Below are 26714 nucleotides of genomic sequence, written 5' to 3'. Positions count from 1 at the left end.
GGGTTTGTTAGTTAATATTTTCATTATCAGGTGTGGGGATAACGAATATAGTACCCCTGCTTAGTGTTTGGTTGAATTTTTTATACCAATAGAAAGCTTGTCCCTCTACCATTAAATCTTTATGAATCTCCTTAATCAATTCTTTTTCAAAAGATGCTTCATTAGTGATATAGTTTTTAATCGGATCACTTAAAATACCTCGAACATTACGAACTTGATCAATCATCTTAAAGGCTTCTTCTGATTGATTATTTTTATATAGGTATTCGGAAGCGATGTAGTACATTTCACTAACCCGGATCATGGGTATAGCGTCTTCGCCATATGATTTCCCGGTTTGAGAGGTATATTTTAAAGGATATTTATTAGATGAATAAGTACCGAGGAAGGTTAAGTATCTGGTATCTTCGGTAGGAGGATTCCATGAGTACCATTCCATTTGATTCAGATAAATATAAAAAGTACTTGTTCTGTCCGCCGTCGACCCGGGTAGATAAACTTTATAATTTTCAATTAATTTCTGGTTGGATAATACAAAGATTAATTCATTATTGAGTTTGTGATTTTCTGGAAAAACGGAACCGTTTTGAAGAGTGAAAAAATATGCTCCACCTCCTTTTGCATTAATAACTTCCAAAGCGGCATCGTGTGCTTCTTTCAAATCACCGGCCCAAGAGTATACACGTGCGAGTGTCGCCACGATTGCATAATAATTCATGCGATATCCTCTGTAGGCATAGAATAAATTGTCGGGAGGAGTTAGGCTTCCTTCAATACGATGGGATACGGAAAACCATTTTTTATGTTCAGGAAGTGTATCAAAAGTGGCTACAAGGTCTTTTGCGGTGAGCAGGTCGTTTTTGATCTTTTCAAGAGTTTGATCCACGGTTAAATGAGGCTCAAATGTTGATTTATAGCGATCGTAATAAGGAATATAAGTTTTGCCGTCATCCACCTTTTTGGAAGGAGCAAACAACCTCAGCATATCGAAATGCAGGAATCCTCTTAAGGCATAAGCCTCTCCCAAGATAAGATTTTTACCGATCTCTCCTTCCTCGAATTGAGTAGTCGGTTCATTTTTTACATTTTCGATAAGATTGTTACAATTGGCAATAGCGTTATAGGTTGTACTCCACATCTTTTCAAAAAGATTTTTAGAGTTTACGGTCGTGAATCTACTGCTATATATGTCACTGTATGCTCCACTAAAATAACCGTTGCTATAAGTATGGGCGAGAATTTCCAAAGCCCCGTAAGACATTTCCTGTCCGTACATACTAGCTCCTGCCATGCTTTTGTAAATGCCGTTCAATGCTACTTGGTAGCCGTCTTCTTTAGCAAAAAGCTCTTCTTCATTTATATTGGATTCGGGAGAAACCGATAGCCAGTCATTACAGCCTCCTAATATAAATGGTAAAATGATATATAAAAATAGTTTATTGAATTTCATGATATCTGTTTTAGAAAGTTGCATTTAATGTTATATTCATACTTCGGGCGAACGGGTAACTTAGACCTCTTTCTGCTTTTACAGTGGAAAGGCGGAATAGATCGTTGGCTCCGAGTTCTAGGCGCAGCATGCTGACACCGATTCGTTTCAATAACGTGGGCTCGAAATCATAACTTAAAGAAAGAGAACTTAAACTTACCACGTTCTCGTTTTGGATGAAACGTTCTGTCGGCTGAGTTTTTTTACCACTAAGTCCGTCGGCTAAAGATTTGTATTTTGCGCGGTCTCCGGGTTTTTGCCATCTGTCCTTTAGTACTCTTTTATCAACATTATATACATATATATTTGCGTCTTCAACTTTTTCTATTAAAGTCTTATTGTAGTATTGTCCGCCATATTTATACATGAAAGAGGTGAATAAAGTCCAGTTTTTATACCGGAGATTAAAACCGAAGGAACCTTGGATGTCCGGTTCCGTGTCCCCTAATGCTACTTGGTCGGATGTATTCCAAGTGTATGTAATTTCACCGTTCTTCTTCACGAAAATCTCTTGCCCGTTTGTCGGGTCTATACCCAAGGAACGAACGGCATAGATCGGGGTTAGTGAACCTCCTTCCACGAATTGTTTGAACGGTTCGGATACGTTAGTCCTGTCCAAATTTGAATTGTAGTATTGATTCTCCCTATTGCTAAAATACTCTTCAACTTGTTTGTTGTATGCCCTTAGGCTTTCTGCGATTTTCACGAATTTACGTTTGTCATGTGCCAGATTGAAATAGACGTTAAAATTCCAGTCTGTTTTATTGACGATATTGCTCTTTAAAATAATTTCGTAACCTTTACCTTTTACTTCTCCGATATTATCTTTATAAGTCGTGAAGCCAGTAGAACTAGGAATCGTGACATCATTCACCATATCAACGGTTTTTTCAATATAATAATCCGCTGAAAGATTCAATATCCCGTTGAATATATCAAAATCAATACCGAAGTTCGTTTTGTATTTTTTCTCCCATCCCAAATCTTCATTTCCCAATGCGATAAGTGTAGCTCCGTATCCTGTTTTGTACCATTCATCATCTATGGTTTTGTACATGGTTTGTGCTTCATACGGGGAGAAACTCACGTTTCCTGTTAATCCGTAACTTGTGCGTAGTTTTAAAAGATTGAGCCAACCAATATTTTTGGCGAAATCATAATTGTGTAAGTTGATACCAACTCCCCCTGACCAATATAAAGCCCACTTTTTATTATGTCCGAATTTTGATGAACCATCGGTACGTATAGAGGCATCTAATAAATAGACATCATTATACGAATAGTTTAATAAACCGATAAAACCGATCAAGTGGCTGACATCTTTCGAATTCGATGGTTTTTCACTAACTTTTTCAGCATAATTGGGGGAAGAGAAAATACCGGAAGGAAATCCTTCATAAATCGTTGTTGTACTTTGAGAATCTGAACTGGAACCATTCATACCGAGATTGAAGTTTATATTGTGATTCTCGACGCTCCTGTTGTAGGATAAATTAGCAGTAAACTCCCATGATGCACTTTTGCCATCACGCTGTGTTAGTGATCCTGAAGTTAAATTGGTTGCAGACAATGGATTCGTGTTTTTTTTGGATTTCGGATCCACGAATATCTTCCCGTCGCTAATTGTTTTTGAAAGTTTGAATGTTCCTTTAGCTAACAAGTAGGATGTAATGAACCAGTTTATTCCTAATTCGTTTTCGATGAGCTCATCTTTTGTCCGGTCGAAGCTAGATAACGTGGCTTCCCATAGCGGGTTGATCGCATCTTTTCCATTGCCAGCAAATTCGTTATTCCATCTTGTCGTTTGTGCTAGATAGTTACCGTTTTCATCTTTGTATTTGTCATAAGGTAACTTTTTCGTGTATTCGGAAAAACTACCATAGGGTGATTCTTTACTTTTGGTTTGTTGGTAAACAATTTTATCTTTGATTTGGAAATTTCCCAGCCTATAGTCTATGCTAAATTCAACTCCGGTATTATTTCGACTGGATTCTTTCATAACACCATCGTTGTTCGAATAAATTAGATTTAAGCCAAAACGTAAATCTTCGTGTCCGCCTTCAAGGAATATACTGTGTTTGTGATTGAAAACGGTTCTTAACGGTTTGGATAACCAATAAGTGTCAACCCCTTCGATAATATTGTTTAGTTTGCTCTGGTACTCTCTATCTAGTGTTGCTTGATTATTCTCGTAGGACGAGGACATGGGATCTGCTTCAAACATATGGGCGGCAACCTCTGTCGCGAGTTTTTCTTTAGCATTCATCAGATTGTAATCACTTAAATCCGGGATGGAAAGCGTACCGGTCATGGAATAACTGACATTTATTTTACCCGGTTTGGGTGCTACCGTGGTAATAACCACCACGCCGTTCGCTGCACGGGAACCGTACATGGCAGTGGCAGCCGCATCTTTCAATATGGTCATGCTTTCAATCCGGTTCGGGTCAAAGTCATACACTTTCTGGATACTGACTTGGAAACCGTCCATGATAAAAAGAGGAAGGTTCGGGTTATTCTCCAAATTGGCTTTTGTCGTGTAGTTGGGGTCAAGTTCTTTTACTCCTGTCCCCGAGCGACCGCGGATATACATTTCCGGGAGGGTATTCGGGTCTGATCCCCATTGATTGTTCTCTTGTATACGAAAAGAGGGATCAAAAACTTGTAAAGCCTTGATAACATTCGTTTTCGATACCTTCAATAATTCATCTCTTTTTACGGATACAGAACTTCCTGTAAAACTTTCCTTTTTGATGTTGGCGTATCCCGTCACGACAACCTCATCCATCTGTTTTACATCTTCCTGCAATTTAATAACGATCTCGTTTTCATCGTTTTTAGGATCATTGCTTACTTTATAACTTTGTGTTTCAAACCCGATGAAAGAAATAACTAAGATAATACTATCCATTTTAGGTATTTCCAACTTGAACTTGCCATCCACATCGGTTACAACACCTAGTGTTGTGCCTTTGATTGTGACGGTAGCTCCCGGCAAGGTAAATCCTTTGTCATCCAGTACTTTCCCTTTTATGGTCCGAGGTTTTTCAGTTTCCTTTTTATTGTCATCGGCAGGACGGATGATGATGACATCATCTTCAATCTCGTAAGATAGCTTGGTGCCTGCAAGTAAGGTCTTGAGGAAATCGTCAATGGATACATTTTGAAGGTCGATATTACGTTTCCCGTATTTATTAACCTCTTCTACCCGGTACAGGAAACGATAGTTCGTTTCCGTTCTGACGGTTTTAATCATTTCGTCGATGGTTGCGTTTTCCATTTTAACGCTCACTTTGATGACTTGTGCGGTAGCGTTCACGTCGAAATACATCGTTGTGATAAGCGCTATCAAGAGGCTTGCTCGTAAAATCCGAAGAATTTTCTCCCACCTTTGATGAAAATCAAAGGTGTACTTCCGTTTTTTTTCCATAACTTTGAGTACTTAATAGTTTAAATAATCGATTTCTAAATAGACTTGTTTATGAGTTGGTTACAAATGGGAGGATGGATCAGATCCTCCTGTTTTTTATTGATTGATAACTTCTTCCACTATAATATTATTTCCATTCACTTTGAACCGTATGGATGTCGCTTTTTCTATCATCCCGAGGGTCTTTCTGAAATCCCCGTATCTCTCCAGATCTCCCGTGAAATGGTATTTTTTCACTGCCGGGTTGACATAGAACACGTTGATATTATACCAACGGGAAAGTGTTGTCATGATCTCTTCGAGCGGTTTGTTTTCAAACACGAACAATCCTTCCTTCCATGTCGTGTATAAACGTACATCTACTTTGCGGGTAGTCAGATTACAGGAATGTTTTTCGTAAACAGCCTGATGGGATGGAGTTAATGTTACATTTTGCTTTTTATCCGACACGTTAACAGAACCCTCGCATAGCGTAGTTTCGATAACATCGGCATCCGGGTATGCCAAAATATTAAATTCCGTTCCGAGTACTTTCACTTCAATATTCCCGTTCGTTTTCACGATAAAAGGTTTTGCCGCGTTTTTTGTGACAGAAAAATAAGCTTCTCCGGAAAGCACAACTTCTCGTTTTGTTTCATCAAATTGAGCAGGAAATGACAATTCCGAATCCGAGTTTATCCAGACATGCGTCCCGTCCGGTAGGATAAGTTCATATTCTCCGCCTTTTGGAACTTGTATTGTATGTCGTTTATGTTTGATGTTTAAAGAATCTGCTTGTCGTTTGTATTCTAATGCATTTCCGTTGTTGATGGCAATAATTCCGTTACCTAAATCAAGTGTTTGTTGCGTGGATTGTTGTGATAAACTGATTTGCCTTCCTTCCGGTGTGATTAATATCGCTTTTGAACTTCCTGCATGAATTTCAGCTACGGGAAGAACCTCTTGTTGTGTTTTGTCATACCTCGGGACAAACAAGCCGATCGTGATGGCCACTATCGCGACAGCGGCAGCACTAGACCACCATAAAAGTGTACGGGATTTTGTTTTGTGCGCGGGCGCAATTTGTTTCTCGACCTTTTGCCATGAGGCATGAGGGTTAACGCGATGGAATTGTTGATCCCGAGAACGTTTATTGTCGGGATTTAATATTCGCTCATGCAACTTGGCTCCGGAAGAGTGTTCTGCTTGCCATTGTTGCAATTCGGCTTCTTCCTCCGGTGAAAGCTCTCCTGCCATTTCTTTGGCAATGAGTTGTGCGATACGGTATTCTTTTGTGTATTCTAACATAAATATAGACGTTACAAAACTATTATCTATTTACAGAACACGGGATAAGGTCAAAAGGATGAATGGAAAATTATTTTTTTTGATAGAAAATGGAATTTTTTTTATATTTCCCCGATTCTCCCGTACAAGGAAGAATCGGGGAAATAAAGAGATTTATTTTTTCCTGCGCCTCCACCACAATGCAAGGCTTAAGAAAGTCAAGATGCCGGGAAAAACACCCATGAAGAGAATTTTTAACCAGACACCGGACTTTTCATTCAAGTAAACCTTATTGTCGGAGGAACGTTTTCGGTTGGTATCTATCGGGTATTCTCCGTTCGTGAGAAGACGGAATGATTCCGTGACAACCGTGAAATTAGAGGATTCGATCCCGTTTCGTTGGCGTGTAAGTTCACCGTTTCCGATGCAATCCGCGTCCCCGAGAACTATGATGCCTTGTTTTTTGCCGTTTATCTGGCGGGTTAAATACATCATGGTTACATTTGCCTGTTCGATTTCTCCGATAGCAGAATTGATGCGTGCCGTATCTTCAACGAAGTTCGTCGTTTCCAGTTCACTCCATGAACCTGTGGAGTCGGTTGTCATCAATGGAATTATCGTGAAACCTTTCTCTTCTATTTGCTTGATTCCGACAGTGGAAGGCATCGTGATCTTGTAACCGAAATATGCCGCATCGCTGAATCTTTTGCTTAAATCTTCAGCGGCTTTAGTGATGGAAGATAAAATCAAATCTGCCGGATAATCCTTGCTCTCCTGCACGAGAATACCCGGCATGAAACTTAATCCCAAATTTGCTAACGTGGGGTTCATTTGTTCTTGGCGACGAGGTTCTCCGGCGATAATCAGATTACGCCCTTCGGCGATATAACCATCAATCATACCCTGTTCTTTGGAAGAAAGTGGGGTGCGGATATCTGAAATCACGAGAATATCCACTTCATCGGGTATTCTATCTAGGGTATCAAGAGCGAGTGTAGTAATATCAAAACCTTGATTAATAAGTGAATTACGGAATCCTTTATACTGAGAGAATGCATAATAATCCCGGTCACCACCCCCGTTTATATTTCTCTCACCGTGTCCGGTAACGAAGGCAACCAAAGGCGCTTTTACGACCATGCGTTTAAGAGCGGCAGTGATCTCGGTTTCCGTGGGGAAGCGCATATTATCGTCATAAAGGCGGAGGTATGATTTTTGTCCGTTGCCTCGTTCCAACACCCGTACGAATTTGTTGTACTCGGCAGACAGGTCTTCTGTTTGCCGTATTTGTTCGGGATTCAATACTTGATCTATATTCCAATCAAGAGCTTCACATATTTTTTGAGCACGTTGTTCGTCGCTTAAACCGGGATAGCGTTGATCAAGACTCGGGTTGTCTACTTTGTCGTAATAATAAACGTATTTCATCTTGATCTCCGGTTTGAAGCGTATATATTTCTCGAACCGTTCGATATCTTGATTGTGATAACGGGGCAATACCCGGAAATAATCTTCGTCAAGAATGTTGACATAAGAGGTGATAGTCAGGGGACCATCCAGTTGTTCCATGACGTCCAGACTGTTTTGAGTCAAAGTGTTATCTTTCATTTCGGTTGCATCATAATAACAGCGAAGTGCGGGACGGGATGAAACATAACCGATCAAAAGAGTCACGACAATAATTCCTCCATAGCGAAGTGCGGATTGTGATGCGGTACGTTTGGTTCTTTCGGATTGTAAACGTAAAATGGAAAATATAATGAAAAGAATAATTACCAGTAGGAAATAAAGTAGATCTTCGCTGGTAATAAGACCTTTAAAGAACGTGTCTGCACGCCCCGAGATGGAAAGCCAGTATGTGATATCCCTCACGAATGGGATTTCCTGACCGACATTCCCGATATAGTTGAGTACGGCAAGTATGGCAAGAGTCCCCACGGCTGCAACAACCTGATAAGACGTGAGCGAAGACATGAATAACCCGATTGCCGCGTAAGCACAAATCATGAGGAATATTCCCAGTAAAGCAGTCAAGGCAAACGATGAATCAATATCCTTGATCGTGAAAGCCGTGAAGGCATAGTAAACGAATAATATGGCTACTAGAATCAAGGCGTACACGATCATGGAAAGATATTTCCCAAAAATGATTTGCCGGTTTGTGATCGGGGATGAGTACAATAATTTAATAGAACCACGGTTATACTCTTGGCTCATAAGCCCCATCGTGAGTAATGGAATGTATAGGAACAAATGTTCTTGCATACTGGAAATAGCTCCCTGCCAACCGAGCAAGAGGCGTCTGGTTGCCCCGATAACAGTATACCCTAAAGCTTGGGAACGTAATGCATCACCCCATGCTTCGGCATAAGCCATTCCCGACTGGAAAGTGAAGATAATAAGAATAAGCCATGCTATCGGGGAATAAAATAGCGTGCTCAGTTCGTTTTTGGTTATCTTTAATATTGTTTTCATAGATAGAATTTGCGTTTACTGTTGTACTTTTTTTCCTGATAATTGAGCGAATATCGTGTCAAGAGCCAAGCGTTCCAGTTGTATCTCGGCTAATTCCCAGTTATTGGTAACACTGAGTTGTACGATATGTTCGCTAATATCCTTTGACGCGTCGAATTGCAGGCGATAGCTGCGGGGATCGAGCTTTTCCACTCGGGCAACGCCTTCTATCGCTCCTAGAGTTTGTTCGGATGGAGCCGCGTCAAATCTGACTAACAACGTGGAAGGGGCAACGTAATTGTTAAAATCGTCCATGCTGCCGGAAAATACGAGTTTACCTTGTTCAATCATTTTGATGTTATTACAAGTAGCTTGTACCTCGGACAAGATATGTGTCGATAACAATACGGCATGATCAGTAGCAATCTCTTTAATCAAGTGGCGTATTTCTACAATCTGGTTCGGGTCAAGACCATTTGTCGGTTCATCAAGGACAACAAAACGGGGATTATGGACAATGGCTTGTGCGATGCCCACGCGTTGTTGATATCCTCCCGACAGATTGTTGATAATACGTTCGCGGAAATGTGTGATATCACATCGTTTCATGGCACGTTCCACGGCAGCCGGGATTTCATGTGTCGGCATTAGCCGAAGGTGTGCGCAATAAGTCAGATATTCTTCCACGGTAATATCCGGGTATAGTGGCGGTTTTTGGGGAAGGAACCCGATATGTCTTTTGGCTTCCACCGGGTTCGTCCGTAGGTTGTAGCCGTTAAGGTAAACTTCCCCTTCGGTTTGGTTCAGCACGCCGCATATAATATTCATTGTGGTGGACTTCCCGGCACCGTTGGAACCGAGCAATCCTAACACCCCTTTTTCTTTGATCTCAAAGTTTATATCTTCTATAGCCCATTGTATATGATACCGGTGAGACAAATGCTCGACCTTTACTATTGAATCTTCCATGTGTTATAATTTAAAATTTAGCTATTAAAATTTCTTTCTCTTGTACCATACCATAAAGCCAATGAAGGCCAATATAAACGGTATGACGCCCAGTGCGAAGGCTGAAATCCAAGGAGTTGCTGCCCGGCTGACAAGAATCCTGTTGTCGATAGCTTCCGGGCGGGATGTATCGATAGGGAATTCCCCGTATGACAGCCATTTGAACGTTTCGCTGATGAAGTCGAAATTGACGGCGAAAATTCCGTTCCGGCTGTTCATCAGTTCCGTGTTGCTGATACAATCGGCGTCACCCGTGACCACGATACGTTGTTCCTTGTTTCCCCTTTGGCGGGTAAGCGAGAGAATGACAGGATAAGACTGTTCCTTTTCCCCGATAGCCTCGTTAATGGATAACTCCCCGTCCAGAAAATCGGTTGTTTCCAGTTCATTCCAACTATTCTCCTTAAGCGTCATGGCAATAGGTTTTACAGTGTATCCTTTGTCCGTGCTATAATGTAAAGGGGAGGCATCCGGCATAACGATTGAGGCTCCCCATCGTTTGAGTTGGGCGTACCGGGGACTTTGTGCGGCGGCATTATCCGTTAGTTTCGCGGTGACAACGGATGGCAGGTAATCTTGATTACGTTGCACGAGGGTTCCCGGCATGAGTTCTATCCCGAATCGGGCGAGCAAGGGATTCATCGCTTCTTGACGATGGGGTTCCCCAAGGATGAAAAGATTACCGCCCCGTTCTATATAATGTTCCAATCTTGTCATTTCTTCTTCGGAAAGAGGGCTACGCATATCGGCAATAACCAGAATGTTAATGTCTTCTGGAATATCGGAGTCTTTAATAGATAATTCCGTGGCATCGAATCCTTGGTTGATCAGGGAGTGACGGAAATAAATACTTCGGGCGAACGTGTAATAGTAACGGTCGCCGGCACTATTCACGTTACGTTCCCCGTGTCCCGTGAGAAAAGCAACTTTAGGGGCGGGGACTAGGAAGCGTTTCAACGCTGTAGTGATCTCGGTTTCCGACGGGTGCTTCATCATGTCATTGTAAAGACGAAGAGTGGTTTTCTGACCATTTTCCCGTTCCAGTACGCGAAGGAAACGGTAACCTTCCGACTTGAGATCAATAACCTTGTCAATCTCCTCCTGCGATAGGAACATGTCAAAATCAAGTTCCATGATCTTGCAGATACGCTCGGCACGCTCTTTCCCTTGTAACTCCTCGAAACGTCCATCGAAAGAAGGTTGAACCGATGGAGCGTAATAATAGACGTACTTCATTTTGATCTCCGGTTTAAAACGGACATACTGTTCGAAACGGGAGAAATCTTCTTTTAGTTGGCTCGGGAGTGCGCTACCGTAATTCGCGTCGAGGATATTCATGTAAGTCGTGATGGTTAATCCCCCGTCCAGATTTTTTACAACTTCCTGACTGCCGGGAGTCAGGGTATTTTTCTTTAAAGCGGTTGCGTCATAATAAAATTTACTTGTCGGAAGAGAGGATACATACCCTATGATCAATGCGCACGCGATAACCGCGAAATAGCGGGCAAATGTAACAGCCTTGCTTCTTTTCTTGCGGGCAGCCTGCAAGCGCATGATAGATAAGATAATAAATAGAGAAATTACGATAATGAAATATAGCACGTCTTCACTGCAAATCATTCCTCCAAGAAATTGATAAGCGCGTCCCGAGATGGATAGCCAATACGTGATATCCCGCACGAAAGAAATATCCTGTCCCACGTCACCGATAAAATTCAAAACGGCAAGGACTGCAAGTGTACCCATCGCTGCCACGACTTGATAAGACGTGATGCTTGACATGAAAAGCCCTATGGCGGCATAGGCGCAAGTCAGTAAATAGAGTCCCAGCAATCCGGTAAGAACGAATGCGATATCCATGTTCTCGATGGTAAAAAATCCGAAAATGATATAGATCAGAAGTATGCCCATGAGCATTGCCCCGTAAATTAACATGGAAAGGTATTTTCCTAGAATAATCTGTGTTGTCGTTATCGGGGAAGAATATAGAAATTTGATAGAACCGCTGCTTAATTCCCGACTCATGATTCCCATGGTGATCAAGGGAATATAGAGATACAGGCTTTTAAGCATGGAAACCAACAACCCTGTGTATCCGGCAAAAGTATTCAATGTCACTTCTCCCAGCCCGTATTCCAAGGCTTGGCGTTTTAATTGTCCCCCGAAATTTTCACTGAAATTCAATCCAGCCTGAAAGGCAAAAATAACTAGGATCAGCCAAGATACAGGCGAACAGAATAAGATGCGAAGTTCCGTCTTCGCTAATCTGAATATTGTTTTCATGTTAGATGATTATCTTTTATATTAAAATATTTTTTCCGGATAATTGTGCGAAAACCGCGTCTAAAGAATCCCTTTCCAATATAATCTCGTGAAGGTGCCATTCATTGGCAACGCTCAATTCGATCATTTTTTTCGTGATCTCTTGACCTGAAGAAAAGCGCATGCGGAAACGGGTATCCGTGATATGTTCCACGTGCGTGATCCCGGGAATAGCGGATAGAGTTTCTATAGAAGGGGGTGTTGTCATGGAAACGATAAACGTGTTGGGTTCCATGTAATTATTGAAATCCCCAATGGTGCCGGAAAAAACAACTCGTCCCTTTTCGATCATTTCTATCGTGTCACAAGTAGCTTGCACCTCGGGTAGAATATGAGTGGAAAGCATGACGGAGTGATCTTCGGCAATTTCCTTGATCAAATGGCGGACTTCAATGATTTGGTTCGGGTCTAGCCCGTTTGTCGGTTCATCGAGAATCACGAATTTCGGATTGTGTACGATGGCTTGGGCTATTCCTACCCGTTGTTGGTACCCTCCGGATAGATTTTTAATTAATCGTCTGCTGAAATGAGTGATTCCACAACGAGCTTTTGCTTTATCCACTGCTGCTTTAACCTGTCTTTTGTCCACGAGGCGCATCAGTGCGCAGTGCGTGAGATATTCGTCAACAGTCAGATCCGGGTATAGCGGGGGCTTTTGTGGAAGAAAGCCGATGTGTTTTTTAGCTTCTACCGGATGCTCGCGAAGACTGATACCGTTAATATATACTTCGCCCTCTGTTTGATTGAGAACCCCGCAGATGATATTCATCGTTGTGGATTTCCCCGCCCCGTTGGAACCTAACAGGCCGAGAGTCCCCTTCTGCTTGATTTCGAAATTGATGTCTTTTATCGCCCATTGCACACTATAACGGTGCGAGAGATGTTCGACTTTTACTACTGCTTCTTCCATAAATTTTTATTGTGTTTCTGATTTATATTTCTATTTGCAGAACACAGCTAAATTCGAAAAGGATGAATAGGGGGTGCGTTTTTCACTTTATTTTGACATTTCTTTTAGAATTATTTTTCTGCAAGAAATAGCAAAAGAACATAGAAATAATCTTTTAATAAAGTTTTTAGTGAATCTAATGCGTTATATTTTAGTGTCTTGACGGAGTTTACAGAAATGCCTAATATTTCAGCGATCTCTTTATTTTGTTTCCCGTCTAAATACATTTTAACTATTCGTGCACTTTGCGGGGGGAGGGCATTCACGGCATCATCTATGATTCGGTAGGCTTCTTCCTCGATCACGAGGTCTTTAAAAACGGCTTCTTGGTTTTCGACTTCGGGAGAGGTGTAATCCACGGTTATTTTTTTATCTCGAATGTAATTGAAACATAGATTTTTGACCGCTACATAAAGAAACGTTTTCAAACTCGGGATGTCATTGTATGCGCTACGTTTTTCCCAAAGTTTTATGAATGCCTCTTGCACAATATCTTCCGCGGCACTTTGATCTGTGATAATTTTCATGGCGACAATACACATAGAAGGATAAAACTCTTGAAAAAGAGCTTCAAATGCCTTGATATCCCCATTCTTAATATCTCCATATGTGATTGAAACACTCATAGCACAAAACGTTCGTTTAATGCTATTTTACGATATTATCATTGTGTATTAAGCGCTTTCATGGAAATTCTTCATTACCAGTTAAAAAAAATATATTGATTTCGATTCGAAAGGATATTTTTTTTATTATTTTTGATACCATTAAACGAAGGTCTAATAATAGATAATTAAAGGGTATTTCCCTCTGACGGTAATAGGGATAGATTACCGTATTTATTTATTATCGTAATGAATTGCTTGGAATCAGCTATATCGAAATATCTTTATATATGTTTACTTGATTTTGTTCGATTTTATTTATTTCCTGCTTTATTTTAGTTGTGTCAAACTCCCACGTATTCGCTCGGTGAAAAGCGATTCGGGTTTTCATTACCGAAAAATAAATACAGGTGTAAAGGTGTTCCATCCGGTTGTTTTGCCGGGGGAATTTCGACGGTAACCTCGCCATCGCCCCGGTGTGCATTGATGCAAGTGATGAATTGCGGGGAACGGGGTAGCGTGCCGTAGAAATACCCGAGATACACCTGATCTGCTGCATTTGCTTTCGGGCAATCGACATCGTTCTCCCACCGCAGGGTTACTGTCCAGCCGTTGCGTTCGGCACACGTGATGACCGGGGCATCCAGTGTTCCCATCGAGAAGCGGAAGGTGGGAAACGCCCACACGCCCTCGCCCGGGCGGAAGCAACTCCCGTTGACGGTATGGAATAACGTGTCGCTCTTGGGTGCTCCTGTTTGTCTTGCCCATACACTCCATATCGGAAGTCCCCCGATGGCACGGCGGTACACTCGCCACATCTTGCGAACTTCGGTAAAGCGATTCGAGGATTGCTCCTCGCCTTCCGTTCTTGTTTTCTTGGGTCCTCGCTTGGTTTTGCAGGTTCTCACTTGTCCGCCTTGAAGAAAGAAGGTTACCCCATCCACCCGGACCGGTCCGTTGGCAAGCATTGCAAGAAGTATAGGTGATGTTCTATCCATAACATAAATGAATTAAGTATTAATAAGCTATCAATTCCGGTGCAATAGTACAAAAAATATTGTAAATATACAATAGGTTCGCTGTAGCAACGCTGTACATGTACAGCGTTGCTACAGCGAACCTACAGGGAATCTACAGCGTTTCTTACGATAGTGATACCGTATTGATTCGAAAATAAAATTGAAATAATTTATGTATTCCCCTTGTATAGGGTTAATTGTGGATTAATTTTTGTATATTTGTGGGTAGGAAAAATAAAATGAAGTATCTATGGCAGAATTTGTAAATCCGGTAGGAAAGATTCGAGGAAAATACGGGAACGTGATAGGTTACGTGAGACCCGACGGGAAAAATTGTTGCAGAAGCGCATCGTTAAAACGCAAATCCGGTGGCGAACCTCAGAAACGGCAGTCTATGGCGTTTGGGACGGTCGCGGGGAGAAAGCAGTGGTTAATGAATATAATCCGGGTGGGATTCCCCGGGGGAAACGGTTATGCCAAGGGGTTTAACGGTTTTACCGGGGCGAACGTGGCGAGTGCGGTTACCGTGGAGAAAATTGCCCCGGGAAAACCGGTGAGCAATCGTAAAAAGGCAGAGAAGGAATTCACGGGAACGATTGATTACCGTAAATTGCGCATGGCGGCGGGGCAGTTGGTCACCCCCGTGGTCGGTGTCGAGGTGGATGCGGAAAACCGGAAGGTCGTTTTTACCCACGAGGGGATGCCCGTGGAGTCGGTGGATTGTTTCGCGGATGATAAGGTGTACGGGGTAATCCTTTTTGTGCCAAAACGGCGTTGTCGATTGCAGGAGTTGGGAACGCGGGGTGAAACGTTTGTCGCGAGCATGGAGTTCCCTAATCAGGCGGAAACGGACGGGCTTTTCGTCTACGTTTTCGCGGGAAGAGCCGACGGGAAAGACACATCGGATTCGGTGTGCGTGTGGGAACCGGTGGATAAAGGCTGATCGAATTTTATTTTTCGATCAGCCTTTATGAATGAAACAATCCGTTTTGCCCGATTATTTGTTCAAGGCTTTTATTTTAAACAGGATCGCTTGATAGTGTGCTTTATCTACTTTGTTGGCAGTGGCGATTCGATTTTCCAGTAAAGTTTTTACTTTATTGAGCATGGTTATGTAGCAGCCTTCGGATTCGTCAATGCTTTCGATTTCCAGTTTCTTTTGCCACTTGTAGCCGTAATCGAAGTTTTGTTCCAATCGTTCGGCGATGGCTGCTTGTCCTTTCTCTTTTTCGATTTCTTTCAACTCTTTGTAGTACCGTTGGGTAATACCGGATGGGTCAAGGCGGTAGTCAATGATTTCGTCCAGCGAGGGGGCATAGGCGTTGAAAAGCGGAGTTTTGCCTTCGATGATTCGGGTAGCTCCTTTCACGAGTACCAGCATGGCGAAGCGTTGCAGCATCCGGTCATTCGCGGTCAGCTTCTTGTTGTCGATGGTGTTTTTCCAGATACCGGTGTATAAGTCATCGTAGTAGTCTTGTATCGTGTAAGGATCGTCAGACAGTTGGGCTGCTACTTGTACCTTGTTGGATAGTGTTTCAAATATGGTTTCTGCCATACCGGAGACGACACGGGAGGACATTTTCAGGGAAAGGCTTGCTTGTGGGGCGTTTGCTTGATTGTCCAACCATTCGCAGTCCCGGAGTTGGTTCAATACCCAAGTGATGGAGCGTTTTTGCAGTGTTTTGGGCAGGGCTTCGAAACGTTTGCCCGGTGTGCCTTCTTTCACCGCGGTCATGCGTATGCCGCCCACGTTGTACATCACATTGCGGAGGTAGCGGAAGTATTGGCTGGCTAGTTCCCCGTACAGTTCCTGCCGGTGCAGGGTGGTTTCGTCGTTTTGAATCCAGTCGTTCAGGTTGGCGAAGATGTATTTCAGGTTTTTGATCCCGTATTCGCCTGCCTTGATCGGATCATCGCCGAGGTCTTCCTCGATGGCAGTCGGGTCGTAACGGCTTAGGATTTGTTGTTTGCCATAACGGAAACGGGGGTCTCCGGCTTTTTCGTCCACCCATTTTTCGAGAATTTTGGCTTCTTCGGCGGAGGTTAGGTTACCGGAGATGGGGGAATATAACCATTTGATGGCGAATTCATCGTACACGCCCAAGTCGGGAGGGGTTAACCTTACACCTGTGTCACCCGGTTGTGCCACGTAGTTGAATCTGGCGTAGTCCATGATCGACGGTGTGGTACCGTATTTTTGGGTGAAGGAGGCGGAACGTAATGAATCAACGGGGTAGGCGTTGGATGCGGACATATTGTGCATTAACCCGAGGGTGTGTCCTACCTCGTGGGCGATGACATAGGCGATGGATTCCTTCACGATGTCGTCCGGCATCTTTTTGGCACGGACGGAGGGATCGATGTGTGCCGTTTGCACGAAACGCCAATTGTTGATTAGTTTGATGATGTCGTTGTAGACGATGACCGATGCGTTGATGATTTCCCCGGTCGTGGGATCAACCCACGAGGGACCCATTGCGTTCTCGATGCTGAGCGGGACGTAGCGGATACAGGAATATTTCAGGTTGTCCGGATCAAAGTCGGGGTCGTCTTTCGGGAAGTCCCGGACTTGCACGGCGTTTTTGAATCCGATTTTCTCGAATGCCTTGTTCCACCGGAGTACACCCTCTTTTATGGGGGCTTGCCACAATTGCGGGAAGGCATTGTCGATGTAGTACACGATTGGTTTCTTCGGTTCTACCAGTTCGCCCCGTTCCCATGCGTTCATGTCTTTTGGTTCGAGCCGCCAGCGGTTGGCTATGCTGTAAAAGTTGATTTTGTCTTCCTCGGTGGAGATGTGTTGTTTCATGGTGAGGAAGATACCTACGCGGGAGTCGGATACGCGGGCTTTCATTTTGTCTTCCGGCAATAGCAGTACGGTGCGTACTACCCGGGCGGATACGTCGCCGCCGCCGCCGGAGAAGAACAGGTAGCGCAGTACGTAGCTGAACGACAAATTGGATTCTATGGTCACGTTGTCGTCGAATGCCTTGATGCTACCTAACGAGGACAGGTCTGATTTCATGTTGGAAACGACGGACAAGGGACCCAGTTGCGTGATGATGGGGGAAAGTTCGGGCTCATTGGTCATGAACAAGGAGGTCATGTCGAAAACTACAGCCGTGCTGTCCGGATTGTATGCCAGAACGGGGTATTTTTTGATGTACACGTCTTTGAAGCTGCTTTTGACTGCCCGAGTCAGGTTCGGGTCGGATTCGTCGTACGTTACCGAGCTGGTCACGCGTTGCAGGTAGACGAGGCTGTCCTCAAGGACGAATTTCACGTGCATGGGATCCCGTCCCTTGTACCCGATGGGGCATACCGTGGGTTCACTGGATTCCGCCGGGGTGGAGGCGATCAGCATCTCCCGTGTCATGTATTTTAACGGGAATTCAAAGTAGACTTTTCCCCCGAGTTTGTGTAAGGTGATGAAATTTCCTTTCGCGGTTTGGCAACCCGGTTTCTTGAGGAGTTTGTCGTATTTGCTGACTTTCTTTTTTATGGAGTCTGTTTGAGTGGTTTTCTTTTTGTCCTTTCTCTTTTTTTCTCCTCCATACGCTAGGCTACATGGCACAAGAAGGGCTAGTGCCAGGATGAGTACATACAATTTTTTCATACATCCAGTTTTTAAAGTTAACATTTTGTTTTTATTGAGTGGTTATTTAAAAGGCTCGGATCGCTCTCACCCACCGTTTGGTCGTTTTGGAGGTGTAGGGCATACTTTTTTCGTTTGTTTTAAAGAGTACCTGATAGGCATTTTGTGCGGTCATTTCGGAAGATGCCCACAGGTGCATATTGTTGTCATAGACGAAGGGTGTTCCGCCGACGGCTTTTACCATGGCGTCGAATTGGTTCCGCCACGTGATGTTGTGTGTACCGGCAAGTTGTTTGCACCCGGTGGCGGCGAAATAAAGTTCCTGTAATTCTTGGTAGGAGGGCAGGTACCATTCCCCGTCGGGGTTGTTGCTGTTTTTGGTGTTGTATATCCAGTGGAAAATCGGGTATTTTTCGGCAAAGTCGGGGGTGTCTTTGTGGTTGTGGATGACGGTGAGCGTGTTGTTCTTGCCGTCGGTTTCCGATTGCACTTTTTCAAGAACATCCGGTACGCCCCATTCTCCTTCAAACATATCGAGGGACATGATCAGACCGTGTTCTCCCCCGTGGGTGACTTTGTAGACGATGCCGATGGGATGGGTGGCATCCGGGTACGGGTCGCCGATTGCCCGCATGCTGGCTTTTTGGGTGACCATGAGGAAGCCCGGGGTTTTGCGTGAAACGACGATCACCCGTTCCGTCCGTTCTGATTTGGTGGGGTTGGGTTCGGCTCCCACGATCACGTAGCAACTGTCACGGTCTGTTGTTATCCATGAGTTTTTGGAAGCGACGATTCGCCATTGGGGGTTGTCCGTGAACACTTCCACTTTTTGCGGTTCTCCGCTTGCCTCGAGCGTGACGGTTGTCGCCGATAAGTCCAGTGTTTCTTCTTTGTCATCGTTGCAGGCAATCACGCTACCGAGGCATAGGGTCAAGAGTAGATATATTAACTTTTTCATGTTCGTCGAATTTTAAGGTTTTCCGAATTATTTTTTTGTCATGGTTTTCAGTTCATTCGCGAATAGTAGTGCATTTCGGTATTTGTCGAGCAGGATTTCCATGTAGTATTCCGCGTATTCGTCCACGAGTTCCTGAAATTCTTGTTCCGTGAGATCTTTCAGATCATTTTTGTCAAGGTTTTCTTCAAGGAAGTCGGGGATGATTTCATTCATCTCTTTTTTCATGTTCTCGCGGAATAGGTCAAGGTCGTCCCCGTACAGGAGTGTGGCTTTGAGGTAGGCGGCAAGGTCTTGCGCTTTTGTCGGGGTGGTGTATTCGTCGACGTCGGCGTATCTGCCGTCCGGGTTGGGAGCGAGGAAGCCGAACCCGTACCAGATGTCGAATGCCGGATGGGCATCTCTAGGGTCTTTATAGTAATTGTCAAGGACGCAGTTGTATATGGTATGCCCGGCTTCCGGGTCTGCCCATTCCGCGAGTTTCTCGGAGAGGGCGTAGAAGTTTTCGACTTGTTCCGTCGGGTTGCTGTACAGGTAAGCCCCACAGGTTGCTCCCGTGATTTCGGCAGCGAAATCATTCTGTTCCTCCGTGGTCATTCCTTGTATGTCTTCAACGTTGCCAACGGCGGTGGTCATCATTGCCGTCCATGTTTTCCCTGTTCTCATGGTGGTGGAAGAGGTCGTGTTTAATATCAGTTCCTTGACGAGTAGGAAACTTTTAGGATAGGCTACTGCCGGGATGTCGGGGATTACTTTTTGCTGGATGAATCTGACGGCGTCGTAGAGTTTGTCCCGGTCTGTCGACAACATGTATTCGACGGTCTGGTTGTTTTCTTCTATCGTGTAGCATAAGTCCAATATCTCGTAATGGATGACTGAATCGCCGTATCCGGACATACCCCTGTATTGAGAACCGATGGTGTCGTTGTAGTAGACGGATATCCTGTTGTTCTTGTAAATATCGTAACGCAATCCGTCTAGCGGGTCGTCACTGGGCTGTATGGCGAACCAGTCGATATCGGCGTACGTGGGGGCTAATTTGCCGTCATCGCTTGCACATCCGCAGAAAAGTAGGCTTGCCAAAAGGATATTTAGTAATATATTGTTTTTCATATTATGGTGTTTTTTAGGGTGTTATTTTTTACTTTCCGGTTGTCGGTCTTTGCGTCCTTCGTTTTGGAGCAGGGCTCCTTGGTTTTCGGTGATTTCGTCTTCCGGGAGCAGGAGAGTCCATCCGGAAGGTTCTTTCGAGTATTTGCCCAGTACCATGTCGCTCAAGGTGACGGCGGAGCCATCCTCGTAGTAGGGGTGGCGGATGCTTGTTTCGGAAGGGTATTTTGGACTGACGGCATAACGTCGCAGGTCAAACCAGCGATGTCCTTCAAAGGTGAATTCCAAACGGCGTTCGGTGCGGATGAAGTTTACAAGGTCTTCGCCGCTTTGAGTGATTTCTCCTCCGTTCTTGTCCGCGAATCGCTTTGCTCGCAAGGCTTTGAGCAATTCGATGGCTTCCGTTTCTTTGCCAAGGATGGCTAAGGCTTCGGCTTTGTTTAGGTAAGCTTCGGATAGCCGGAGCCCGAAGGTATCGGAATATTCACCCCCGGCAGAGGAGGCTTGTTTGTTCGGGTAGTTGTAACGGGCTCCCCCGAAATTACCCGATTTGAAGAATAGTTTGTTGCGTAAATCTCCCTGCGCATATAGTTTTAAGAATTCGTCCCGTACCCGGAAAAAACTACGGTACATGTACATATATAATTCGTTGGAACCACCGTAGGAGTTTCCACCATTCGTGAATATGGTTTCCGGTGACGTGGCGGATAGCGCTTTGCCCGCGGTCACGGTGTTGTAGTCGAGAAGGTGATATTTTGTTTTTTTCATTACGGAGTCGCAATGTTCTACGCATTTGTCCCATTCGCCCATGTAGAGGTATAGGCGGCTTAGTAGAAGGTGTGCGGCTTCTGCCGATGCCCGGAAGGTGGTGGGTTGGTCGATGTTTTTCAAGCACATCGTTGCGTTTTGTAAGTCGGAGATCATTTGGTCGTAACATTCTTGCAGGGTGTTGCGGGTGAAGTTGCGGTCTTCGATTTTTGCCGTTAGTTTCAAGGGTATGCCCAGCTCCCGGTTTGCCGTGGTTTTCGAGTAGGGTTTTGCGTAAATGTTTGTTAGGAAGAAGTAGTATCCCGCCCGGAGAAAGTGTGATTCTCCTTTGATTCGTCGGTAGCCGTCGCCTTTCTCGTCTTTGAAGTCATCGATTTCACTCAGAATGGTGTTCAGGCACAAGATGTGTTTATATAGGTTGCTCCATGTGGGTTCGGTGTCCGGGTTCGCTTCCCAGTTGTAGAATTTCAAGTATAGTTGGGTGGAAGTCGAAACGGCGGTTACGGTTCGGGTGTATTCCACGTCATCGTCCATGAGATTGAGCCATTTGCCGATGTCCCATCTGGTAGGTCCGGAGAGGTAGCCGTCGCCGATGAGAAGTTCATGGAAATCGTCGGTGCAGGATGGGTACACGGTATCCTTCGGGTATTTGGTAAGAAAATCGTGACAGGAGGTTAGTACCAGCACGATGATGAGCGATATGTAAAGTATTCCTGTTTTCATAAGTGGTTTGTTTAAAATGAAATATTCAGGTTGAAAGAATAGGTCGGACACAAGGACATGTTGATTTGTGGTGCCGAACCGTTCTGTGTCGCGGGATCTTGCCCTTTGAGTTTTTTGCTACAGAAAGTATGCAGGTTTGTTGCCGAGAAGCCCACGTAACAGTTTTTTAAATTCAGTTTGTTGCATAGTTTGTCGGACAGGTTGTAGCGTAGTGACAGCGATTGGATTTTGACGTAATTACCGTTTACGACTCTCAGATCGGAGTTGTCGTACATTTGCCATAGGTCTGATGCGAAGCTGTATGAGATTCCCGCTTCATTTTTGGCGTTGTAGTTGTTCCACCATACTTTGTCATGAAGCGTGTTCACGAATTCGGGACCGGAAACAACTCCCGGGATGTCCGTGCGTAGTTCGTCACCGAGGACTTGCCAGCGTTTCAGAAATTCTCGGCGTACGTTTTCCGTCGGTCGGGGTGCGATGGTGCCATATCTGGAGGATACATTGGAATACATTTTTAACAGACGGATTTTAGCTCCGAAGCTGTAAGCCACGTTGATTGCCATGCTGAAGCGTCGCCATGCGAACGTGTTCTGGATTCCTCCCTGTATGTCGGGTACCCGGCTTCCGGAGTAGACCATGATTTCTTGCCACACGTCTTGCCGGTCGCTCGTTTTGTTGAATTTTTCCATGAGATCGGTTTTTTTGCCGTCGATGTAAGTGGTTTGATCGGAACCGAAGAATATGGGTAGCCCGTTTTCCGGTTCGAGCCCGATGTATCGGTATGAGAAGAAGGAGTTGAGCGGGCGACCGGCGATGTCTGCCGAGCCGTTGAGGTACATATCGTATGTGACGGTTTGTTCGAAGGATCTGTCCTTGCGTGACCGCCGGTTTACGAGTTGGTTGACGACTTGCCCGATGTTGGGGTTGAATGTCCAGCGGAATCCGTTGATGTTGACGCTCCGGGTGTCTATCGGGGTAAAGTTCATGGAAACTTCGATACCCTGATTGGTGATGACTCCTTGGTTTACCGTCCAGTTGTTCAGCCCGTTGATTTTGGATACGTTTTTAGTAAGGAAGGCGTCTTGCGTTCTTTTGTAGAAGTAGGATACGGAGCCCCGGAGGAAATTTTTGAAGAAGGAGAAGTCGAGCGTGGCGTTGTAGGAAGCTGTCTTTTCCCATTTCAAATCCGGGTTCGGGTAGTTTTGCACGGTGGAGTAGAATTCTTTCCACGTGTCTTGTATGCCTTCTTTACGGATGACGAGTTTTGCCGAGGCGTTGTCTAGCATATTTCCCTGGTAACCGAATGAAGCTCTTAGGTCTAAGGTGGTGATCCAATTGGCTTTTGGCAGGATGCTTTCTTTGATGTTCCAGCGTCCGGATACCGACCAGATGGGAGCTAGTTTCTCGTTTGCCCGGGAACCGAAACGATTGGAGGCGTCTATGCGGATGTTGGTATTTAGGGAATACATATTTTTGTAACTGTAGGAGATGGTGCCATAGAAGGAAGCCACGTTGGTCAGTTTATCTGTCCATTCGCCTATAGCCGCAGAGGTCTTGCCTCTCCATTTCATGAAATCCTCGTATTGGTTCCAATCGGTGATTTCTGCCATCTTTTTTCCCCTTTCCCGCAGATAGCCCCGGTAGGTTTGATTCAGCCCGTAGTATTGCGTGGAAGATATTTCTCCCCCGGCGGAAGCGGTGATGAGGTGAATTTGTTCGGAATCGATGAATTTGTTGAAATCCAGTTGCGCCCGTATCACGTAGGAGTATTTTTCGGAGTTTTGATAGATGAGTTCTCCCCCGAACGGAAGTTTGTTCTGGATTTGAAGAGATTTGGCGTAGAATGATTTTTCTCCATGCCAGGTTTCCTGGGTGGTGTTTGCCGTGGAGTAAGAACCGGTAATGGCGGCTTTTAACGGTTCGAGGATTTTGTAGTCTACGGTTGCCCGGATAGTCATGCCCGTGGAACGGATGTCTTGCGAGGTATTGGCTACGTCCTCGAGGATGTTGAAGTCTACGGGTTGGTTATTTGACGTGTAACGCTGGTAGTACCATAGTTCTTTGTTTTCGTTGTAGACGGGAAGTGCCCGCGTGGTGTTGTAGGCATACGTGGTGACGCCGACGTCGCCGGGTGTGTATTTTCGTTTACCCACGTCCGCGGTTATTCCCATGCGGAAGGTGAATTTGTTGTAGTTTGCTGTCAGGTTTATGTTTGCCGTGTAGCTTTTGTTGTTTTCTCCTTTTATGCTTCCGCTGGCATCGCTGAAACCGATGGACGCGTAATACCTTAAGCTGCTGCTGCCCCCGGAGATGCTTAGCGTGTGTTTGTGGGTGAAGGAGTTGCGCATGAGCAGGTCGAACCAATCGGTGTTCACGGATTCGTAGTACCCGACTTCTTTCTGCATTTCTTCGAAAGTTATTTTGTTTTCCCAATAGTCCCGGAGCGGTTTCTCGTATCCCATCCAAGTTTGTAAATCCCCGAAAGGTACTCTTTTTTCGATGAGTTCCCGGGAATAGGCGATTCTTTCGCGGGAGTCCATCATGTTCACGCTGTTGTCCCCGTAGTGCGGGCGGCGCATGAAGCTTCCCGATAAGGAGTAAGAGATGGTGGGTGGTCCGGGTTTGCCTTTTTTGGTCGTGATGACAATAACCCCGTTGGCGGCACGAGCCCCGTAGAGTGCGGTTGCCGAGGCGTCTTTCAGTACGTCGATTTGTTCGATGTCTTCCGGGTTAAGTCCGGATATGGCGTTGCCGACCAGATTGACGAAGTCCAGATCGTTGATTTGTTCCGGATCGACATCCACGGGGTTCTCCTGTACGATACCGTCGATGACCCACACGGGTTCCTGTGAACCGAGCACGGTGGATGTTCCTCGGATGCGGATGCGTGGTGCGGCTCCGATTTGACCTGAGTTTTGCATGAAGGTCATACCGGGAATGTAGCCTTCCAGCATTTGGTCAATGGATTGCAATCCGGCGACAACGATGTCCGAGGCTTTGATGGATTGTATGGCACTGGTCGTTTTGCGCAGGTCGATTTGTTGGTAACCGGTGTTTACGATGACCTCGTCCAGCATTGCCGATGATTCTTTCATCACGACGTTTATGGTGTCCTTGCCTTTGTACTTGATTTCTTGGGTTTCCATGCCGATAAAGGAGTAGACCAAGGTGATGGAATCCAGTTTCGGGAGTACGATTTGGTACCACCCGTTGATGTCGGTGGAGGTGCCCATCTGACCGGGTTTCAAGCGAACGGTTACACCTGCCAGTGGGTGTTTTTGTTGATCCGTTACTTTTCCCACGATACGGATTTCTTTTTTACCTTCCGGTTCGATGGGTTTTTCACGAATGATTACCACGTTGTCGTCCCACAAGTATTCCAGCCCGAATTCGGGTAGGAGTTCGTCCAGAATCTGTTTGAGTTCTTTGTTTTTAGCAACGAGGTTGACTGTTCCTTTGTTTTTGATGAGGTTGTGATTGTACAAGAAATCACATTTTGCCTGTTTCCCGAGTTCTTTGAACACGGCGGTCAAGGATACATTCTGCATATTCGCGTTAATTATCACTCGTTGAGAGAAGACGTTTGCTTGTACTGTCATGAATGTACAACATAAGATGAACCATGCGAATTTCATAAAGATTAACATTTTACGCAACGAAATCCAAGGTATGGTTTTCGTTCCCATTCGTTTTTTTTCCATAAATTTGTAGTTGATAGTTATACATGTTACACCTATTACTTGCAAGGCTATAAGTGTAATTTAACTTGGAGATTGGGAATTGATGGATTCCCAATTTTTTATTTTTTCTTTATCGTTACACTCCTTTCTTTAATAATGAATTCAATTTCGTTGGTTTGTTCAAATTTTTTCAAGAGGTTTTCTACATTCTCGTATCTTTTCAGTCGACCGGTGAAGAGAATGTCTTTTGTTTCCGGGTTTTGGTAGAATATATTCAAATCATACCATAATGCCAGCGTGGACATGATCTCTTGTAAAGACATTTGTTCGAATTTGTAGTACCCTGATTTCCATGACGTGTAGAGTTCCGTGTCTACTTCTTTTATTTCGGTTTTCCGGTTTGTCGTGTTGTAGGTGATTTGATTGCCGGGGGCGATGTCATAGCTTTTACCCCGGCAGGTGACTTGTATTTTCCCTTCTTCCAGTGTTGCTGCCGTTTGTTCCTGTGTCGGGTAGGCTTTCACGTTGAATGAGGTTCCCAGTACGCGGATGGACATCTGTCCCGTTTTCACGATGAAGGGGTGAAGGGTGTCTTTGGCAACTTCGAAATAGGCTTCCCCGATAAGGCATACTTCTCTGTTTTTTCCCGTGAATCCGGTGGGATAATGGAGTCCCGAACCGGAGTTCAAATATACTTTTGTCCCGTCGGATAGTATCACTTTGTATTCGGCTCCCATGGGTACGGAGAGGGTGTTGTATGTGATATTCTTGGTCGTGGAGTCCTTTGTGTCGTAAATTAGGGTATGGGCTTGGTTTTTGATCTCAAAAGTGCTGTCAACCACGATGTATTCCTGTTGCCGGGCGTCTAGTGGTATAATTTCTCCCGTAGCTAGTTGTAACAGGGCTTTGGATTCTCCCGGTTTTATTTGTTGGGCTGCGGGTGTGGGTGTTTTTATTTCGGGGTGATGATTACTACTGAAATAGTAGAACATTCCCAATGTGATGAGGATACTTGCTGCCGCGGATAACCAGGCAAGATGTTTTTGTTTCTGTCGTTTTGCTTCTTGTGTCTTGATTCTTTGTTGTATTTGTTCAAAAAGGATTTTTCTGTCGTTACCCCGCAGTATGCCTGAATTTCTTTTCATGAGTGAACGAAATTGTTCGTATATGGCTTGATTTGCCGGATGGGCTTGTTTCCATGTTTCGAGTAATCGGTTTTCTTCGGCGGACAATGGTTCTCCGGACAGGTTACCTGCTAATATTTCATAGATGGTTTCCGGTATATCCAAATAATCCGTGTGTTCGTTATTTTGATTCTCCATATTTGATGCTTTTTATGGA

Annotated in this window: 16 protein-coding genes; 1 reads left to right on the top strand and 15 read right to left on the bottom strand. The window is 44.6% G+C overall.

Annotated features, from left to right (window positions below; genetic code table 11):
- Positions 1 to 7 precede the first annotated feature (7 nt).
- The 9 genes from CS948_RS05450 to CS948_RS05410 all read right to left on the bottom strand — a co-directional run bounded on the left by CS948_RS05450 (position 8) and on the right by CS948_RS05410 (position 14521).
- Positions 8 to 1450: a RagB/SusD family nutrient uptake outer membrane protein gene (locus CS948_RS05450; protein WP_176554935.1), complete on the bottom strand. Its 1443-nt coding sequence runs from the start codon at positions 1448 to 1450 to the stop codon at positions 8 to 10.
- Positions 1451 to 1460: 10 nt separating this feature from the next.
- Entirely contained in the window at positions 1461 to 4919 is a 3459-nt protein-coding gene (locus CS948_RS05445) for a SusC/RagA family TonB-linked outer membrane protein (RefSeq protein ID WP_099290699.1), read from the bottom strand.
- Between the two features lie 96 nt (positions 4920 to 5015).
- Positions 5016 to 6206: a FecR family protein gene (locus CS948_RS05440; protein WP_099290698.1), complete on the bottom strand. Its 1191-nt coding sequence runs from the start codon at positions 6204 to 6206 to the stop codon at positions 5016 to 5018.
- 153 nt (positions 6207 to 6359) lie between these two features.
- Positions 6360 to 8660, bottom strand: a complete 2301-nt coding sequence (locus CS948_RS05435) for a Gldg family protein (RefSeq protein ID WP_099290697.1) — start codon at positions 8658 to 8660, stop codon at positions 6360 to 6362.
- Positions 8661 to 8675: 15 nt separating this feature from the next.
- Positions 8676 to 9608: an ABC transporter ATP-binding protein gene (locus CS948_RS05430; RefSeq protein WP_099290696.1), complete on the bottom strand. Its 933-nt coding sequence runs from the start codon at positions 9606 to 9608 to the stop codon at positions 8676 to 8678.
- A gap of 24 nt (positions 9609 to 9632) precedes the next feature.
- The gene (locus CS948_RS05425) at positions 9633 to 11930 is read right to left on the bottom strand and encodes a Gldg family protein (RefSeq protein WP_099290695.1); all 2298 of its coding nucleotides are present in this window, start codon (positions 11928 to 11930) and stop codon (positions 9633 to 9635) included.
- Between the two features lie 16 nt (positions 11931 to 11946).
- On the bottom strand, positions 11947 to 12879 hold the full coding sequence (locus CS948_RS05420) for an ABC transporter ATP-binding protein (protein WP_099290694.1): 933 nt from the start codon (positions 12877 to 12879) through the stop codon (positions 11947 to 11949).
- Between the two features lie 110 nt (positions 12880 to 12989).
- A complete protein-coding gene (locus CS948_RS05415; protein ID WP_099290693.1) occupies positions 12990 to 13544 on the bottom strand; it encodes an RNA polymerase sigma factor in 555 nt (184 codons plus the stop codon).
- A gap of 323 nt (positions 13545 to 13867) precedes the next feature.
- On the bottom strand, positions 13868 to 14521 hold the full coding sequence (locus CS948_RS05410) for a hypothetical protein (RefSeq protein ID WP_227217495.1): 654 nt from the start codon (positions 14519 to 14521) through the stop codon (positions 13868 to 13870).
- A 271-nt stretch (positions 14522 to 14792) separates the two neighbouring features.
- Here CS948_RS05410 and CS948_RS05405 point away from each other — a divergent pair, with 271 nt between their 5' ends.
- Complete coding sequence (locus CS948_RS05405; protein ID WP_099290692.1) at positions 14793 to 15485, top strand: hypothetical protein; 693 nt, start codon at positions 14793 to 14795, stop codon at positions 15483 to 15485.
- A gap of 54 nt (positions 15486 to 15539) precedes the next feature.
- Here the strand turns inward: CS948_RS05405 and CS948_RS05400 are convergent, their stop codons facing one another.
- From CS948_RS05400 to CS948_RS05375, 6 genes are all read right to left on the bottom strand, one after another.
- Entirely contained in the window at positions 15540 to 18158 is a 2619-nt protein-coding gene (locus CS948_RS05400) for a zinc-dependent metalloprotease (protein ID WP_099290691.1), read from the bottom strand.
- A gap of 46 nt (positions 18159 to 18204) precedes the next feature.
- Positions 18205 to 19095, bottom strand: coding sequence for a BACON domain-containing protein (locus CS948_RS05395; RefSeq protein ID WP_099290690.1), 891 nt, complete (start codon positions 19093 to 19095; stop codon positions 18205 to 18207).
- Positions 19096 to 19122: 27 nt separating this feature from the next.
- Positions 19123 to 20205: a hypothetical protein gene (locus CS948_RS05390; protein ID WP_099290689.1), complete on the bottom strand. Its 1083-nt coding sequence runs from the start codon at positions 20203 to 20205 to the stop codon at positions 19123 to 19125.
- A 21-nt stretch (positions 20206 to 20226) separates the two neighbouring features.
- Positions 20227 to 21693, bottom strand: coding sequence for a RagB/SusD family nutrient uptake outer membrane protein (locus tag CS948_RS05385; protein ID WP_099290688.1), 1467 nt, complete (start codon positions 21691 to 21693; stop codon positions 20227 to 20229).
- An 11-nt stretch (positions 21694 to 21704) separates the two neighbouring features.
- Positions 21705 to 25328, bottom strand: a complete 3624-nt coding sequence (locus tag CS948_RS05380) for a SusC/RagA family TonB-linked outer membrane protein (RefSeq protein WP_255301865.1) — start codon at positions 25326 to 25328, stop codon at positions 21705 to 21707.
- A 164-nt stretch (positions 25329 to 25492) separates the two neighbouring features.
- A complete protein-coding gene (locus CS948_RS05375; protein ID WP_099290687.1) occupies positions 25493 to 26695 on the bottom strand; it encodes a FecR family protein in 1203 nt (400 codons plus the stop codon).
- Positions 26696 to 26714 lie beyond the last annotated feature (19 nt).

Origin of the sequence: Butyricimonas sp. Marseille-P3923 (genome assembly GCF_900184685.1) — a bacterium.
Lineage (GTDB): Bacteria > Bacteroidota > Bacteroidia > Bacteroidales > Marinifilaceae > Butyricimonas > Butyricimonas muris.
This window is presented reverse-complemented; position numbering and strand designations above follow the sequence as displayed.

What these genes read in the sequence shown, in the direction of transcription:
- CS948_RS05390 (WP_099290689.1), bottom strand. Translation starts at nt 20,205, where the DNA reads ATGAAAAACAATATATTACTAAATATCCTTTTGGCAAGCCTACTTTTC.
- CS948_RS05405 (WP_099290692.1), top strand. Translation starts at nt 14,793, where the DNA reads ATGGCAGAATTTGTAAATCCGGTAGGAAAGATTCGAGGAAAATACGGG.
- CS948_RS05435 (WP_099290697.1), bottom strand. Translation starts at nt 8,660, where the DNA reads ATGAAAACAATATTAAAGATAACCAAAAACGAACTGAGCACGCTATTT.
- CS948_RS05420 (WP_099290694.1), bottom strand. Translation starts at nt 12,879, where the DNA reads ATGGAAGAAGCAGTAGTAAAAGTCGAACATCTCTCGCACCGTTATAGT.
- CS948_RS05415 (WP_099290693.1), bottom strand. Translation starts at nt 13,544, where the DNA reads ATGAGTGTTTCAATCACATATGGAGATATTAAGAATGGGGATATCAAG.
- CS948_RS05440 (WP_099290698.1), bottom strand. Translation starts at nt 6,206, where the DNA reads ATGTTAGAATACACAAAAGAATACCGTATCGCACAACTCATTGCCAAA.
- CS948_RS05385 (WP_099290688.1), bottom strand. Translation starts at nt 21,693, where the DNA reads ATGAAAACAGGAATACTTTACATATCGCTCATCATCGTGCTGGTACTA.
- CS948_RS05425 (WP_099290695.1), bottom strand. Translation starts at nt 11,930, where the DNA reads ATGAAAACAATATTCAGATTAGCGAAGACGGAACTTCGCATCTTATTC.
- CS948_RS05375 (WP_099290687.1), bottom strand. Translation starts at nt 26,695, where the DNA reads ATGGAGAATCAAAATAACGAACACACGGATTATTTGGATATACCGGAA.
- CS948_RS05430 (WP_099290696.1), bottom strand. Translation starts at nt 9,608, where the DNA reads ATGGAAGATTCAATAGTAAAGGTCGAGCATTTGTCTCACCGGTATCAT.
- CS948_RS05380 (WP_255301865.1), bottom strand. Translation starts at nt 25,328, where the DNA reads ATGAAATTCGCATGGTTCATCTTATGTTGTACATTCATGACAGTACAA.
- CS948_RS05395 (WP_099290690.1), bottom strand. Translation starts at nt 19,095, where the DNA reads ATGAAAAAGTTAATATATCTACTCTTGACCCTATGCCTCGGTAGCGTG.
- CS948_RS05445 (WP_099290699.1), bottom strand. Translation starts at nt 4,919, where the DNA reads ATGGAAAAAAAACGGAAGTACACCTTTGATTTTCATCAAAGGTGGGAG.
- CS948_RS05410 (WP_227217495.1), bottom strand. Translation starts at nt 14,521, where the DNA reads ATGGATAGAACATCACCTATACTTCTTGCAATGCTTGCCAACGGACCG.
- CS948_RS05450 (WP_176554935.1), bottom strand. Translation starts at nt 1,450, where the DNA reads ATGAAATTCAATAAACTATTTTTATATATCATTTTACCATTTATATTA.
- CS948_RS05400 (WP_099290691.1), bottom strand. Translation starts at nt 18,158, where the DNA reads ATGAAAAAATTGTATGTACTCATCCTGGCACTAGCCCTTCTTGTGCCA.